The 13,405-nt window shown below is 72.3% G+C and carries 12 protein-coding genes; all 12 read left to right on the top strand.

Going from position 1 to position 13,405, the window contains the following annotated elements; all coding sequences use genetic code 11:
* Positions 1–49: 49 nt before the first annotated feature.
* From argC to tyrS, 12 genes are read left to right on the top strand one after another with little or no spacing between them, the layout of a single operon-like run.
* The gene (gene argC / locus HF577_RS15520; RefSeq protein ID WP_169396564.1) at positions 50–1,075 is read left to right on the top strand and encodes an N-acetyl-gamma-glutamyl-phosphate reductase; all 1,026 of its coding nucleotides are present in this window, start codon (positions 50–52) and stop codon (positions 1,073–1,075) included.
* Positions 1,072–2,253, top strand: a complete 1,182-nt coding sequence (gene argJ, locus HF577_RS15515) for a bifunctional glutamate N-acetyltransferase/amino-acid acetyltransferase ArgJ (protein ID WP_169396563.1) — start codon at positions 1,072–1,074, stop codon at positions 2,251–2,253. The genes argC and argJ overlap by 4 nt, the downstream gene beginning before the upstream one ends.
* Positions 2,237–3,166 carry an acetylglutamate kinase gene (argB, locus tag HF577_RS15510; RefSeq protein ID WP_407692209.1) on the top strand — a complete coding sequence of 310 codons (930 nt, stop codon included), beginning with the start codon at positions 2,237–2,239 and terminating at the stop codon, positions 3,164–3,166. Before argJ ends, argB begins: the two co-directional genes overlap by 17 nt.
* Positions 3,163–4,353 carry an acetylornithine transaminase gene (locus tag HF577_RS15505; protein WP_169396562.1) on the top strand — a complete coding sequence of 397 codons (1,191 nt, stop codon included), beginning with the start codon at positions 3,163–3,165 and terminating at the stop codon, positions 4,351–4,353. Before argB ends, HF577_RS15505 begins: the two co-directional genes overlap by 4 nt.
* Positions 4,346–5,269 (top strand): ornithine carbamoyltransferase, encoded by a 924-nt coding sequence (gene argF / locus HF577_RS15500; protein ID WP_169396561.1) that lies wholly within the window; start codon positions 4,346–4,348, stop codon positions 5,267–5,269. Before HF577_RS15505 ends, argF begins: the two co-directional genes overlap by 8 nt.
* Positions 5,266–5,787 (top strand): arginine repressor, encoded by a 522-nt coding sequence (locus HF577_RS15495; protein ID WP_169396560.1) that lies wholly within the window; start codon positions 5,266–5,268, stop codon positions 5,785–5,787. The genes argF and HF577_RS15495 overlap by 4 nt, the downstream gene beginning before the upstream one ends.
* A gap of 18 nt (positions 5,788–5,805) precedes the next feature.
* Positions 5,806–7,239: an argininosuccinate synthase gene (argG, locus tag HF577_RS15490; RefSeq protein WP_169396559.1), complete on the top strand. Its 1,434-nt coding sequence runs from the start codon at positions 5,806–5,808 to the stop codon at positions 7,237–7,239.
* The gene (gene argH / locus HF577_RS15485) at positions 7,239–8,669 is read left to right on the top strand and encodes an argininosuccinate lyase (RefSeq protein WP_169396558.1); all 1,431 of its coding nucleotides are present in this window, start codon (positions 7,239–7,241) and stop codon (positions 8,667–8,669) included. The genes argG and argH overlap by 1 nt, the downstream gene beginning before the upstream one ends.
* Positions 8,666–9,925 carry an aminotransferase class I/II-fold pyridoxal phosphate-dependent enzyme gene (locus HF577_RS15480; protein WP_169396557.1) on the top strand — a complete coding sequence of 420 codons (1,260 nt, stop codon included), beginning with the start codon at positions 8,666–8,668 and terminating at the stop codon, positions 9,923–9,925. The genes argH and HF577_RS15480 overlap by 4 nt, the downstream gene beginning before the upstream one ends.
* A gap of 7 nt (positions 9,926–9,932) precedes the next feature.
* Positions 9,933–10,592 carry a DNA-3-methyladenine glycosylase gene (locus HF577_RS15475; RefSeq protein ID WP_312859155.1) on the top strand — a complete coding sequence of 220 codons (660 nt, stop codon included), beginning with the start codon at positions 9,933–9,935 and terminating at the stop codon, positions 10,590–10,592.
* A 32-nt stretch (positions 10,593–10,624) separates the two neighbouring features.
* Entirely contained in the window at positions 10,625–11,638 is a 1,014-nt protein-coding gene (locus HF577_RS15470) for an iron-siderophore ABC transporter substrate-binding protein (protein WP_169396556.1), read from the top strand.
* Between the two features lie 45 nt (positions 11,639–11,683).
* Positions 11,684–12,961 carry a tyrosine--tRNA ligase gene (gene tyrS / locus HF577_RS15465; protein ID WP_169396555.1) on the top strand — a complete coding sequence of 426 codons (1,278 nt, stop codon included), beginning with the start codon at positions 11,684–11,686 and terminating at the stop codon, positions 12,959–12,961.
* Positions 12,962–13,405 lie beyond the last annotated feature (444 nt).

Here is a 13,405-nt window from a genome sequence, read left to right as displayed (position 1 = left end):
CTCGCGCCCGGCTATCTGATTGCATCGACTTACGCTCTCGTGCATAGTCATGCAGGTGATGCGGATAGCGGTTGCGGGTGCGAGCGGGTACGCGGGAGGAGAGCTGCTGCGGCTGCTCCTCGCGCACCCCGAGGTGGAGATCGGTGGCCTCACGGCGGGAGGGAGCGCGGGCACGCCGTTGGGCGTGCACCAGCCGCACCTGCTGCCGCTGGCCGAGCGAGTCCTGGAGGAGACCACGCCGGAGACCCTCGCCGGGCACGACGTCGTCTTCCTCGCGCTGCCGCACGGGCGATCGGCGGAGCTGGCCGCGCAGCTCGGTGACGACACCGTCGTGATCGACTGCGGTGCCGACCACCGGCTCACCGACGCGGCGGCGTGGGACCGCTGGTACGGCGGCGAGCACGCCGGGAGCTGGCCCTACGGGCTGCCCGAGCTGCCCGGCGCGCGCGACGCGCTGCGCGGCACCCGCAGGGTCGCCGTTCCCGGCTGCTACCCGACGGCGGCCAGCCTCGCGCTCTTCCCGGCGCTCGCCGCCGGGCTCGTCACGCCCGACGTGGTCGTCACCGCCGTGAGCGGGACGTCCGGCGCCGGGAAGTCCCTGAAGCCGCACCTGCTGGGTGCCGAGGTGATGGGGTCGCTCTCGGCGTACGGGGTGGGCGGCGTGCACCGGCACACGCCCGAGATGGTGCAGAACCTCTCCGCCGCGGCCGGCCGGCCCGTCACCGTGAGCTTCACGCCGGTGCTCGCTCCGCTGCCGCGCGGCATCCTGGCCACCTGCTCCGCCCCTCTGGCCGGTGACGGCGCGGGGGCGCGGGAGACCTACGAGAAGGCCTACGCCGACGAGCCTTTCGTGTTCCTGCTCCCCGAGGGCACCTGGCCCACCACGGCGGCCACGCTCGGCGCCAACACGGCGCAGCTGCAGGTCACCGTCGACGCCGACGCGCAGCGGCTGGTGGTCGTCGCCGCGATCGACAACCTCACCAAGGGCACGGCAGGAGCCGCTGTGCAGTGCATGAACCTGGCGCTCGGGCTGCCGGAGACCACGGGCCTGCCGCTCACGGGGGTGGCTCCGTGAGTGCGAACGAACCCGGCAAGGGCCTCGTCACCCCCCGGGGATTCCGGGCGGCAGGAGTGGTGGCGGGTCTCAAGTCCAGCGGGGCGTCCGACCTCGCCCTCGTGGTGAACGACGGGCCCGAGTTCGGGGCCGCCGGCCTGTTCACGCGCAACAAGGTCAAGGCCGCGCCGGTGCTGTGGTCCCAGCAGGTGCTGACCGGCGGACGGCTGCGCGCCGTGGTGCTCAACTCCGGTGGCGCCAACGCCTGCACCGGTCCGGAGGGCTTCCAGACCGCGCACGCGACGGCCGAGAAGGCCGCCGAGCTGCTGGGTTGCGGGGCGATCGAGGTCGCCGTGGGCTCCACGGGGCTGATCGGGCGGCAGCTGCCCCGCGACCTGGTGCTCGCCGGCGTCGAGAAGGCCGTGGCCGAGCTGGGCGCTACCGCGGAGGCCGGGCTCGCCGCCGCCACCGCGATCATGACGACCGACACCGTCGCCAAGCAGTGCGCCCACGCCGACGGGGCCGGCTGGAGCATCGGGGGCACCACGAAGGGCGCGGGGATGATCGCCCCGTCGATGGCCACGATGCTGACCGTGCTGACCACGGACGCTGTGCTCGACCGGGCCGCGCTCGAACCGGCACTGCGCGCCGCCGTGCGCGTCAGCTTCGACCGCCTGGACATCGACGGGGTGATGTCCACCAACGACACCGTGCTGCTGCTCGCCTCGGGCGCGTCCGGGGTCACCCCGGAACCCGAGCTGTTCACCGAGGCGCTCACGCAGGTGTGCCTCGACCTGGCGGGGCAGATGCAGGCCGACGCCGAGGGCGTCACCAAGCGGATCATGGTGCGGGTCACGGGAGCGGCCGACGAGGACGACGCCGTGACGGTCGCCCGGACGGTGGCCCGCGACAGCCTGGTCAAGACCGCGCTGTTCGGCTCGGACGCCAACTGGGGCCGGGTCGCCGCCGCCGTCGGCTACTCGGACGCCGATGTCGACCCCGACCGGCTCGACATCACGATCAACGGCTCGCTGCTGTGCCGCGGCGGGGTGGCGGCAGGCGGGCGCACCGACGCCGACCTGACGGGACCGGACATCCTCGTCGCGATCGAGCTCGGCCTCGGCGCGGGCACCGCGGAGATCCGCACCACCGACCTCTCGCACGCCTACGTGGAGGAGAACAGTGCCTACCCCTCCTGAGACGGCCACGGCCGCAGGCGACACCGGGTCCACCGCCGTGCGGCTCAAGCGCGCGGGGGAGAAGGCCGGGGTGCTGGCCGAGGCGCTGCCGTGGCTGCAGCGCTTCCACGGCCAGGTCGTGGTGGTGAAGTACGGCGGCAACGCGATGGTCGACGAGGAGCTCAAGCAGGCGTTCGCCCAGGACATGGTGTTCCTGCGGCTCGCCGGGATCCGGCCGGTCGTCGTGCACGGCGGCGGCCCGCAGATCACCGCGATGCTCACGCGACTCGGTCTGCCGGGGGAGTTCCGTGGCGGGCTGCGCGTCACCACCCCGGAGACGATCGACATCGTCCGGATGGTGCTGGTCGGACAGGTCGGGCGCGAGCTCGTCGGGCTGGTAAACCAGCATGGCCCGTACGCCGTCGGCCTGTCAGGGGAGGACGCGGGGCTCTTCACCGCCGAGAAGCGCACCGCGCTGGTCGGGGGTGAGCCGGTCGACATCGGCCTGGTCGGCGACGTCGTGGCGGTCAACCCGGACGCGGTGCTCGACATCGTCCGCGCGGGTCGGATCCCGGTGGTGGCGGGGGTCGCACCGGACGAGAACGGCACCGTGTACAACATCAACGCGGACAGCGCAGCCGCCGCGCTCGCAGCGGCGCTGGGTGCCGCGAAGCTCGTGGTGCTCACCGACGTCGAGGGGCTGTACGCGAACTACCCGGATCCGGATTCGGTGATCAGCTCGCTCACGGCCGACGAGCTGGAGCCGATGCTGCCGGCGCTGGAGAGCGGGATGGCGCCGAAGATGGAGGCCTGCCTGCGCGCGGTTCGTGGTGGGGTGCCGCAGGCCCACGTGATCGACGGGCGGGTGCCGCACTCGGTGCTGCTCGAGGTGTTCACCAGTGAGGGAGTCGGAACGATGGTGGTGCCGTCATGAGCGCACCGGGTGAGCCGCGCGATCTGACCACCCGGTGGCAGAGCGCGATGATGGACAACTACGGCACGCCGCCGCTGGCGCTCGTGCGCGGCAGCGGCGCCGAGGTCTGGGACGCCGACGGGCGCCGCTACCTCGACCTGGTCGGCGGCATCGCCGTCAACGCGCTGGGGCACGCGCACCCGGCCGTCGTCGAGGCCGTGACGCGGCAGATCTCCACCCTCGGGCATACGAGCAACCTCTACATCACGCAGCCGCCGCTCGACCTGGCCGAGAAGCTCCTGGAGCTGCTCGACCAGCCGCAGGCCCGGGTGCTGTTCTGCAACTCCGGCGCCGAGGCCAACGAGGTGGCGTTCAAGATGGCGCGCCGCACGGGCCGGCCGCACATCATCGCGGCCGAGAACGCCTTCCACGGCCGCACGATGGGCGCGCTCGCGCTCACCGGCCAGGAGCCCAAGCGCACCCCGTTCGAGCCGATGACCCCGGGCGTCTCGCACGTGCCCTACGGCGACGTCGCCGCGCTCGACGCGGCGGTCGGCCCCGACACCGCCGCGGTGTTCCTGGAACCCATTCTCGGAGAGGCCGGCGCGGTGAACCCGCCTGCCGGCTACCTCCGGGCGGCCCGGGAGATCACCGCCGCCCGCGGGGCGCTCCTCGTCCTGGACGAGGTGCAGACCGGCATCGGCCGCACCGGCGCGTGGTTCGCCCACCAGCGCGACGGCGTCGTCCCCGACGTCGTGACGCTGGCGAAGGGCCTCGGCGGCGGCCTCCCGATCGGCGCGTGCATCGGCATCGGCGCGGCCGGTGCGCTGCTCGAGCCCGGGCAGCACGGCACCACCTTCGGCGGCAACCCGGTCTGCGCGGCGGCGGCGCTCGCCGTGCTGCGCACGATCGCCGACGAGGGCCTGCTCGAACACGTGAACCTGGTCGGCAAGGAGATCGCCACGACCGTCGAGTCGCTGGGCCACCCGCTGGTCCGCGACGTCAGCGGCGCCGGGCTGCTGATCGGCATCGGCCTCACGAAGCCCGTCTCGGCCGCGGTGGCCGCCGCGGCCCGCGACGGCGGGTTCCTCGTCAACAACGCGGTGCCGGACCGGGTCCGGCTGGTGCCGCCGCTCGTCCTCACCGAGGAGCAGGCGCGGGAGTTCCTCACCGCGCTGCCGTCGTTCCTGGACGCTGCCGATGACTAGGCACCTGCTCCGCGACGACGACCTCACCCCCGACGAGCAGCGGGCGGTGCTGGACCTCGCCGACGTGATGAAGGCAGACCGGTACGCGCACCGGTCGCTCGCCGGTCCGCGCCCGGTCGCCGTGCTGTTCGACAAGCCGTCGACCCGCACGCGGCTGTCGTTCGAGGCCGGGATCGCGCAGCTGGGCGGGCATCCGTTGATCGTCGACGCCCGGTCCAGCCAGATGGGACGCGGCGAGACGATCGCCGACACCGCGCGGATGCTCTCCCGCTTCGTCGACGCGATCGTCTGGCGCACGGGCGACCAGTCGCGGATCGAGGAGATGGCGGCCGTCGCGACCGTGCCGGTGGTCAACGCGCTCACCGACCAGTTCCACCCCTGCCAGGTGCTCGCCGACCTGCAGACGATCCGGGAGCGCTTCGGCCGGCTCGCCGGGCTCACCCTCACCTACCTGGGCGACGGCGCCAACAACATGGCCCACTCGTTGCTGCTCGGCGGGGCCACCGCCGGGCTGCACGTCCGGGTGTGTGCGCCCGAGGGCTTCCAGCCCGACGCCGGCGTGCTGCGGGACGCGAAGAACCGCGGGTCCGAGACCGGTGGCGGTGTCGAACTGGTGGCCGACCCGCACGCCGCCGTAGACGGGGCCGACGTCGTGGTCACCGACACCTGGGTCTCCATGGGCCAGGAGGGCGACGGCATGGATCGCACCGCTCCGTTCCGCCCGTTGCAGATCAACGCCGCGCTGCTGGAGAGGGCCGCGCTGGATGCGATCGTGCTGCACTGCCTGCCGGCCCACCGTGGCGACGAGATCACCGACGAGGTCATCGACGGTCCCGCGAGTGCGGTGTGGGACGAGGCGGAGAACCGCCTGCACGCCCAGAAGGCGCTGCTGACCTGGCTGGTGCAGCAGTCATGACAGCCGTGGGCGACGACCGCGACACGGCGCTGGCCGGTCCGTCGGCACCCGGGCGCTCCCGGGCCGCGCGGCAGGCCCGCATCGTCGAGCTCATCGCGCACCGGTCGGTGCACAGCCAGTCCGAGCTGCTCGCGCTGCTGGAGGCCGACGGCATCGGCACCACGCAGGCCACGCTCTCGCGGGACCTCGACGAGCTGGGCGCGGTCAAGCTGCGCGGCGCCGACGGGGGCACTCCGGTATACGTGATCCCGGACGACGGCAGTCCGGTGCGCGGCATCGAGGGCGGCACCGCACGGCTGGCCCGGCTGCTGGGGGACCTGCTGGTGTCCGCGGACGCGAGTGGGAACCTGGCCGTCCTGCGTACCCCGCCGGGGGGAGCGCACTACCTGGCCAGCGCGCTGGACCGGGCCGCGCTGCACGACGTCGTCGGCACCATCGCAGGCGACGACACTCTCCTGGTGGTGGCCCGCGAACCCCTCACCGGCGCCCAACTCGTCGCGCGCCTGCGCGAACTCTGACCAAGGAGCAACCATCTCGTGAGCAAGGTCCTGACCTCCCTCCCCAAGGGCGAGCGGATCGGCATCGCCTTCTCCGGAGGCCTCGACACCTCCGTGGCGGTCGCCTGGATGCGCGACAAGGGCGGGATCCCGTGCACCTACACCGCTGACCTCGGCCAGTACGACGAGCTGGACATGTCCGGCGTGCCCGCGCGCGCCAAGCAGTACGGCGCCGAGATCGCCCGCGTGCTCGACATCAGGCCGCAGCTGGTCGGGGAGGGGCTGGCCGCGCTGGCGTGCGGCGCCTTCCACATCCGGTCCGGGGGCCGGACGTACTTCAACACCACCCCGCTGGGCCGCGCCGTCACCGGGACGTTGCTGGTACGGGCGATGCAGGCCGACGACGTCAACATCTGGGGCGACGGCTCGACCTTCAAGGGCAACGACATCGAGCGGTTCTACCGCTACGGCCTGCTGGCCAATCCCGAGCTGCGCATCTACAAGCCGTGGCTCGACGCCGACTTCGTCCAGGAGCTGGGCGGCCGCCACGAGATGAGCAGGTGGCTCACCGCCCACGGGCTGCCCTACCGGGACGCGGCCGAGAAGGCGTACTCCACCGACGCCAACATCTGGGGGGCGACCCACGAGGCCAAGACCCTCGAGAACCTCGACGTGTCCCTGGAGACCATCGAGCCGATCATGGGGGTCAAGTTCTGGGACCCGTCGGTCTCGATCGAGACCGAGGACGTCGCGATCACCTTCGAGGCCGGGTATCCGGTGGCGATCAACGGTAAGCGGTTCGCCGACCAGGTCGCCCTCGTGTGCGAGGCCAACGCGATCGGCGGACGCCACGGCCTGGGCATGTCCGACCAGATCGAGAACCGGATCATCGAGGCGAAGTCGCGCGGCATCTACGAGGCGCCCGGGATGGCGCTGCTCTTCGCCGCCTACGAGCGGTTGCTCAACGCGATCCACAACGAGGACACGGTCGCCAACTACCACAACGAGGGCCGCAAGCTGGGCCGGCTGCTCTACGAGGGGCGCTGGCTGGACCCGCAGGCGCTGATGGTGCGCGAGTCGGTCCAGCGCTGGGTCGCCTCGCTCGTGACCGGCACCGTCACGCTGCGCCTGCGCCGCGGCGACGACTACACGATCCTGGACACCCAGGGGCCCGGCTTCTCCTACCACCCCGACCGGCTCTCCATGGAGCGGGTCGAGAACGCCGCCTTCGGGCCCACGGACCGGATCGGCCAGCTCACCATGCGCAACCTCGACATCGCCGACTCCCGCGCCAAGCTGGAGGCCTACGCCGCGCAGCCGCAGGAGCAGGGGACGGTGCTCGTCGAGCACGGCACCCTCTTCGGCGAGCTGCCCGCGGGCGGCTTCGACCGGATCGCGACGGCCGAGGAGACCGGTGAGCGCGACCCGGGAACGTCCCTCGACGCCGCCGCTCTGGAAGCGGGTACCGACTGATGGCGGGGTCCCAGCTGTGGGGTGGCCGGTTCGCGTCCGGCCCGGCGGACGCCCTGGCTGCACTATCCAAGTCCACGCACTTCGACTGGCGGTTGGCTCCGTACGACCTGCGCGGCTCGATGGCGCACGCCCGTGTGCTCGCCCGCGCTGGCCTGCTCACCGACGGCGAGCTCGCGGGCATGCTCGACGCGCTGGCCAAGCTCGAAGCCGACGTGGAGTCGGGCGCGTTCGGACCCGCGCCTGACGACGAGGACGTGCACTCGGCGCTGGAGCGGGGCCTCATCGAACGGGCCGGCCCCGAGCTGGGGGGCAAGCTCCGTGCCGGGCGCTCACGCAACGACCAGGTGGCCACACTGTTCCGGATGTGGCTGCGCGACGGAGCCCGCCGGGTCGGCGCGGGTGTGCTGGACGTCGTCGACGCGCTGGTCGCCCAGGCCGCTGCGCACCCGGACGCCCCGATGCCCGGGCGCACGCACCTGCAGCACGCGCAGCCCGTCCTGCTCGCCCACCATCTCGCCGCCCACGCCCACGCCCTGCTGCGCGACGTCGACCGCCTGCACGACTGGGACCGGCGCGCTGCGGTGTCGCCGTACGGCTCGGGGGCGCTGGCCGGGTCGTCGCTCGGGCTCGACCCTGAGGCGGTGGCCGCGGAGCTGGGGTTCGACTCGTCGGCCGCCAACTCCATCGACGGCACGGCGTCGCGCGACTTCGCGGCCGAGGCCGCGTTCGTGCTGGCGATGATCGCGGTGGACCTCTCCCGGATCGCCGAGGAGGTGGTCATCTGGGCCACCGCGGAGTTCTCCTACGTCACCCTCGACGACGCCTTCTCCACCGGCAGCTCGATCATGCCGCAGAAGAAGAACCCGGACGTCGCGGAGCTGGCCCGCGGCAAGGCCGGGCGGCTGATCGGCAACCTGGCCGGGCTCTTGGCCACCCTCAAGGCGATGCCGCTGGCCTACAACCGCGATCTGCAGGAGGACAAGGAGCCGCTGTTCGACTCGGTCGAGCAGCTCGAGCTGTTGCTTCCCGCGGTCGCCGGGATGGTCGCCACCCTGACCTTCCACACCGACCGGCTCGCCGAGCTCGCCCCGGCCGGGTTCACCCTCGCCACCGACGTCGCCGAGTGGCTGGTGCGGACCGGTGTCCCGTTCCGCACGGCGCACGAGGCGGCCGGTGGCTGCGTCCGGGCCGCGGAGGCGCGCGGTGTCGGGCTCGCCGACCTCACTGACGCGGAGCTGGCCGCCGTGCACCCGGCGCTCACCCCCGCGGTCCGCGAGGTCCTCACCGTCGAGGGCTCGATAGCCTCGCGGAACGCCCGCGGTGGGACGGCGGCGGAGCGCGTCGCCGAACAGCTCGACGCGCTGCGCGCCACCGCAGCCGCTGCCCGGGCCGCACTCACGCCAGCCTCCACCGGAAGAGAACCCGCATGACCTCGTCCACCGCCGACGTGGGAGCGCAGCTCGATCTCGACGCGGCCCGTGCCGCCTACGACGAGCTGCGCGCCCACGGCCTCTCGCTCGACCTCACCCGCGGCAAGCCGTCCAGCGCCCAGCTCGACCTGGCCACCCCCATGCTGAGCCTGCCCGGCGAGCACTACCGGGCGGCCGACGGCACCGACACCCGCAACTACCAGGGCATGCAGGGACTCCCGGAGCTGCGTGGGCTGTTCTCGCCGTTTCTCCGGGTGCCGGTGGAGCAGCTGATCGCGTTCGGCAACTCGAGCCTGGAGCTCATGCACGACACGCTCGTGCACGCGCTGCTCAGCCCGCTCCCGGGCGCCGACCGCCGCTGGGTGGACGAGGAGCGGGTGCGGTTCCTCGCCCCGACCCCCGGCTACGACCGGCACTTCGCGCTCTGCGAGCGACTCGGCATCGAGCTGGTACAGGTGCCGATGACCGCCGACGGCCCCGACATGGACGTGGTCGAGGAGATCGTGGCCGTCGACCCGTCGGTCAAGGGCATCTGGTGCGTGCCCAAGTACTCCAACCCCGACGGCGCCGTCTACTCCGACGACACGACGCGCCGGCTCGCCTCGATGCCGGCAGCGGCGCCGGACTTCCGGATCTTCTGGGACAACGCGTACGCGGTGCACCACCTCACCGAGCACGAGGTGGAGATCGCCGACGTCCTGGCGCTGGCCGCGGACGCGGGGCACCCCGACCGCCCGTTCGTCTTCGGTTCCACCTCGAAGATCACGCTCGCCGGTGCGGGCGTGGCGTTCCTCGGCGCGTCCCCGGCCAACGTGCAGTGGTGGCTCGCGCTCACCGCGAAGCGCACGATCGGGCCGGACAAGACCAACCACCTGCGGCACGTGATGTTCCTGCGTGACGCCGACGGCCTGCGCGAGCACATGCGGCGCCACCGGGAGCTGATCGCCCCGAAGTTCGCCGCCGTCAACCGGATCCTGACCGAGCGCCTGGGATCGGTGTCCGGCGTGCACTGGTCGCGGCCGGCCGGCGGGTACTTCGTCACGCTGATCGTGCCGGACGGCACGGCCACGGAGGTCGTCCGGCTGGCGGGGGAGGCCGGGATCGCGCTGACCCCGGCGGGCGCGACCCATCCCTACGGCACCGACCCGGAGGACCGCACGATCCGGCTCGCACCGACGTTCCCGGAGCTGGCCGAGGTGGAGCGCGCCATGTACGGCGTCACCGACTGCGTCCGCCTCGCGCTGGCCGCCCGCTGAGCCGAGCGTGAGCACGGAACCACGACCAGCGGGCGAGGACGGTCCGGCGCCGCTGCTGGACCGCGACGAGCTGGCCGGCGACGTCCTCGTCGCGGCCGTCCGGCTGCTCGGGTGCACGGTCGAGGCCGACACCCCGGAGGGCACGGTGGCCGTGCGGCTCGTCGAGGTGGAGGCCTACCGCGGCGCCGACGACCCCGCGTCGCACAGCTTCCGCGGTCGTACGGCGCGCAACGGCGTGATGTTCGGGCCGGCCGGGCATCTGTACGTCTACTTCGTCTACGGGATGCACTTCTGCGCGAACATCAGCTGTCTCGAGGACGGGGAGGCGGGTGCGGTGCTGCTGCGGGCGGGCGAGGTCGAGTCGGACCTCGCGGTCGCCCACGCCCGACGGCCGACCGCGCGGCGCTCGGCCGATCTCGCGCGGGGCCCGGCCCGGCTCGCGTCGCTGCTCGGGTTCGGCCGGGAGCACAACGGCGTGGACGTCACCGATCCCGGGTCGCCGGTGCGGCTGCTGGCCGCGCCGCCGATCGACCCGGCACTGGTGCGCTCCGGACCTCGGGTCGGGGTGGCGGCGGCGCACGACCTGCCGTGGCGGTTCTGGGTGGCCGGTTCGGCCGCGGTGAGCCAGTACCGGCCGGGCCGGAACGCGCCGGTGGGGCGCCTTTGACCGACTTCGATAGGTTAGCCTAACCTGCGCTCGTGATCGTCACGCATCTCCGGCCATGGCGCGTGCTCGCGCCCCTCCTCGCCGCTGCCGTCCTGCTCGCCGCCTGCGCCGGCGGTGGTTCCCCGGCAGACGGGGCGGCGGCACCGGCACCCGGGAACGCGGCGTTCCCGGTGACCGTCGAGCACACCCTCGGCTCCACGGTGGTGCCCGCCGAGCCACGCCGCGTCGTCTCGCTGGGCTACACCGACCAGGACGCCCTCCTCGCGCTCGGGGTCGTCCCGGTCGCGATCCGGGAGTTCACCGGCAACAGGCCCTTCGCGACGTGGCCGTGGGCGGCCGACCACCTGCAGGACGGGCAGCCCCAGGTGCTCGGCGCCGAGATCGACCCCGAGACGATCGCCGCCCTGCGGCCGGACCTGATCGTGGCCGTGTCGGCCGGGCTCGACGCGGAGCAGTACGCCACGTTCTCCCGGATCGCACCGACGATCACCCAGCCCGTCGGTTTCCCCGCCTACCAGGCGCCGTGGCAGGACGCGACGCGGTTGATCGGCACGGCGGTCGGGCGCACCGCGCAGGCCGAGCAGATGGTCACCGACCTGGACGCGCGGTTCGCGGCCGTGCGTGCGCAGTACCCGCAGTTCGCCGGCAAGCGGGCCGCACTGGCCGCGGTGAGCTCCACCGGTACGGGCAGCTACTTCGTCTGGAACTCGAAGGACAACCGGGGGCGCTTCCTGGGCTCGCTGGGGTTCACCGTGCCCGCCCGCTTCGACGAGCTGGCCGGGCAGAACTTCTACGCGGAGATCAGCACCGAGCAACTCGGGCTGCTCGACGAGAACGACCTCGTGGGATGGATCACCATCCCCGGCACCTCCACCTCCGGTCTCGAGCAGCAGCCCGGCTACCCGGCCCTGCGGGTCGGCCAGGAGGGCGGTGTGGTGGACCTCACCGAGGAGCAGGGGGTCGCGCTGTCGTTCAGCAGCGTGCTGAGCCTGCCGATGCTGCTCGACGACCTGCCCGGTGAGTTCGCCGCGCACCTGGGCGGCTGACGGGCGGCTGAAAACCCCTGGCCGGTGTGGGGGAGGATCGGTGTCGTGGGTAACGACATCCTCGACGAGCTGGAGTGGCGCGGCCTGATCGCGCAGAGCACCGACCGGGACGCGCTGCGGCGCGAGCTCGCGGAGGGAGTGCTCACGCTCTACTCGGGCTTCGACCCCACGGCTCCCAGCCTGCACGCCGGCAACCTCGTCCCGCTGCTGGCGCTGCGGCGGTTCCAGCAGGCGGGAGCGCGGCCCATCGTGCTCGCCGGGGGAGCCACGGGGATGATCGGCGACCCGCGAGAGGTCGGCGAGCGGTCCATGAACAGCGCCGAAACGGTCACCAACTGGGCCGAACGCATCCGTGGGCAGCTCGAGCGGTTCGTGGAGTTCGACGACTCACCCACCGGCGCTCTGATCGCCGACAACCTGGACTGGACCGGGCCGCAGACCGTCCTCGAGTTCCTCCGTGACGTCGGCAAGCACTTCTCGATCAACGTCATGCTCAGCCGGGAGACGGTCAAGCGCAGGCTCGCCGCCGACGGCATGTCCTACACCGAGTTCAGCTACCTGCTGCTGCAGAGCCAGGACTACCTGCACCTGTACCGGCGTCATGGCTGCCGGCTACAGATCGGCGGCTCCGACCAGTGGGGCAACATCGTCGGCGGCGTCGAGCTCGTCCGGCGGGTGGAGGGCGCGGCCGTCCACGCCCTCACCACGCCGCTGGTCACCGACAGCGAGGGCCGCAAGTTCGGCAAGTCCACCGGGGGCGGGAGCCTCTGGCTCGATCCGGAGCTGACCTCGCCGTACGCCTGGTACCAGTACTTCCTCAACGTCTCGGACGCCGACGTCGGGCGGTACCTGCGGCTCTTCACGTTCCTCTCGCAGGAGGAGATCGAGGAGCTGGAGAAGTCGGTCGCCGAACGGCCCCATCTGCGCGCCGGGCAGCGCAGGCTGGCCGAGGAGCTCACCACGCTCGTCCACGGCCGGCGGCACACCGAGCAGGTCATCGCGGCGTCCGGCGCGCTCTTCGGGCGCGGTGACCTGCACGATCTCGATGCGAGCACCCTGGATGCCGCGCTCGCCGAGGTCCCCACCGCCACGGTCCGCCTCGACGAGCGGCCGACCGTCGTGGACCTGCTCGTGGCCACCGGGCTCGCGGAGAGCCGTGGTGCCGCCCGGCGCACGGTCGGCGAGGGCGGCGCCTACGTGAACAACGTGAAGGTGCCCGACGAGCAGTGGATCCCGGAGGAGGCGGACCTCCTGCCCGGGCGCTGGCTCGTGCTGAGGCGGGGGAAGCGGAACCTCGCGGGAGCCAGGGTGGTCACGGCCTGATCCGGCCGAAAGGTGTCCTGACCTGCGGGAACGCCGAAGAGGGACCCCCGATTTGACTATGGTCCGAGGGCCTGTGTAACTTTCTCCTCGTCGCCACGGCGGGCAGCACGACAGACCGGGACGGAGATCCTCCGGCCCAGAGTCAGCCCCCGGACAGGTGGCCGCCCCGGAAGGCCAGGCATCGCAAGGTGTAGCCTTCTGGATGTGGGCCTGGTGGAGCTTGACTCCACGGTCAGGACCATGTACTGTAGAAAAGTTGCTCCGGCACTGATCGGTAGCGACACAGACGAGAACACAGCCCCGGAGCACCACCTTGCGGTGGTGGATGGTGTGCGGGTGTCTTTTGAGAACTCAACAGTGTGTCGAGCTTTATCATGAATTGGTTTTATGCCAGTTTGTTTTTTCCTGCGACCCCGTCGCGGGATTTGCTAGAGCCAGATTTTG

Origin of the sequence: Pseudonocardia xinjiangensis, assembly GCF_012911925.1 — a bacterium.
GTDB lineage: Bacteria > Actinomycetota > Actinomycetes > Mycobacteriales > Pseudonocardiaceae > Pseudonocardia > Pseudonocardia xinjiangensis.
The sequence above is the reverse complement of the archived record's forward strand: the minus strand, read 5'-3'. Positions and strand labels throughout refer to the sequence as shown.

Coding starts and splice junctions, on each gene's coding strand:
- argF (WP_169396561.1), top strand. CDS start 4,346: ATGACTAGGCACCTGCTCCGCGACGACGACCTCACCCCCGACGAGCAG.
- argH (WP_169396558.1), top strand. CDS start 7,239: ATGGCGGGGTCCCAGCTGTGGGGTGGCCGGTTCGCGTCCGGCCCGGCG.
- argC (WP_169396564.1), top strand. CDS start 50: ATGCAGGTGATGCGGATAGCGGTTGCGGGTGCGAGCGGGTACGCGGGA.
- HF577_RS15495 (WP_169396560.1), top strand. CDS start 5,266: ATGACAGCCGTGGGCGACGACCGCGACACGGCGCTGGCCGGTCCGTCG.
- HF577_RS15480 (WP_169396557.1), top strand. CDS start 8,666: ATGACCTCGTCCACCGCCGACGTGGGAGCGCAGCTCGATCTCGACGCG.
- HF577_RS15505 (WP_169396562.1), top strand. CDS start 3,163: ATGAGCGCACCGGGTGAGCCGCGCGATCTGACCACCCGGTGGCAGAGC.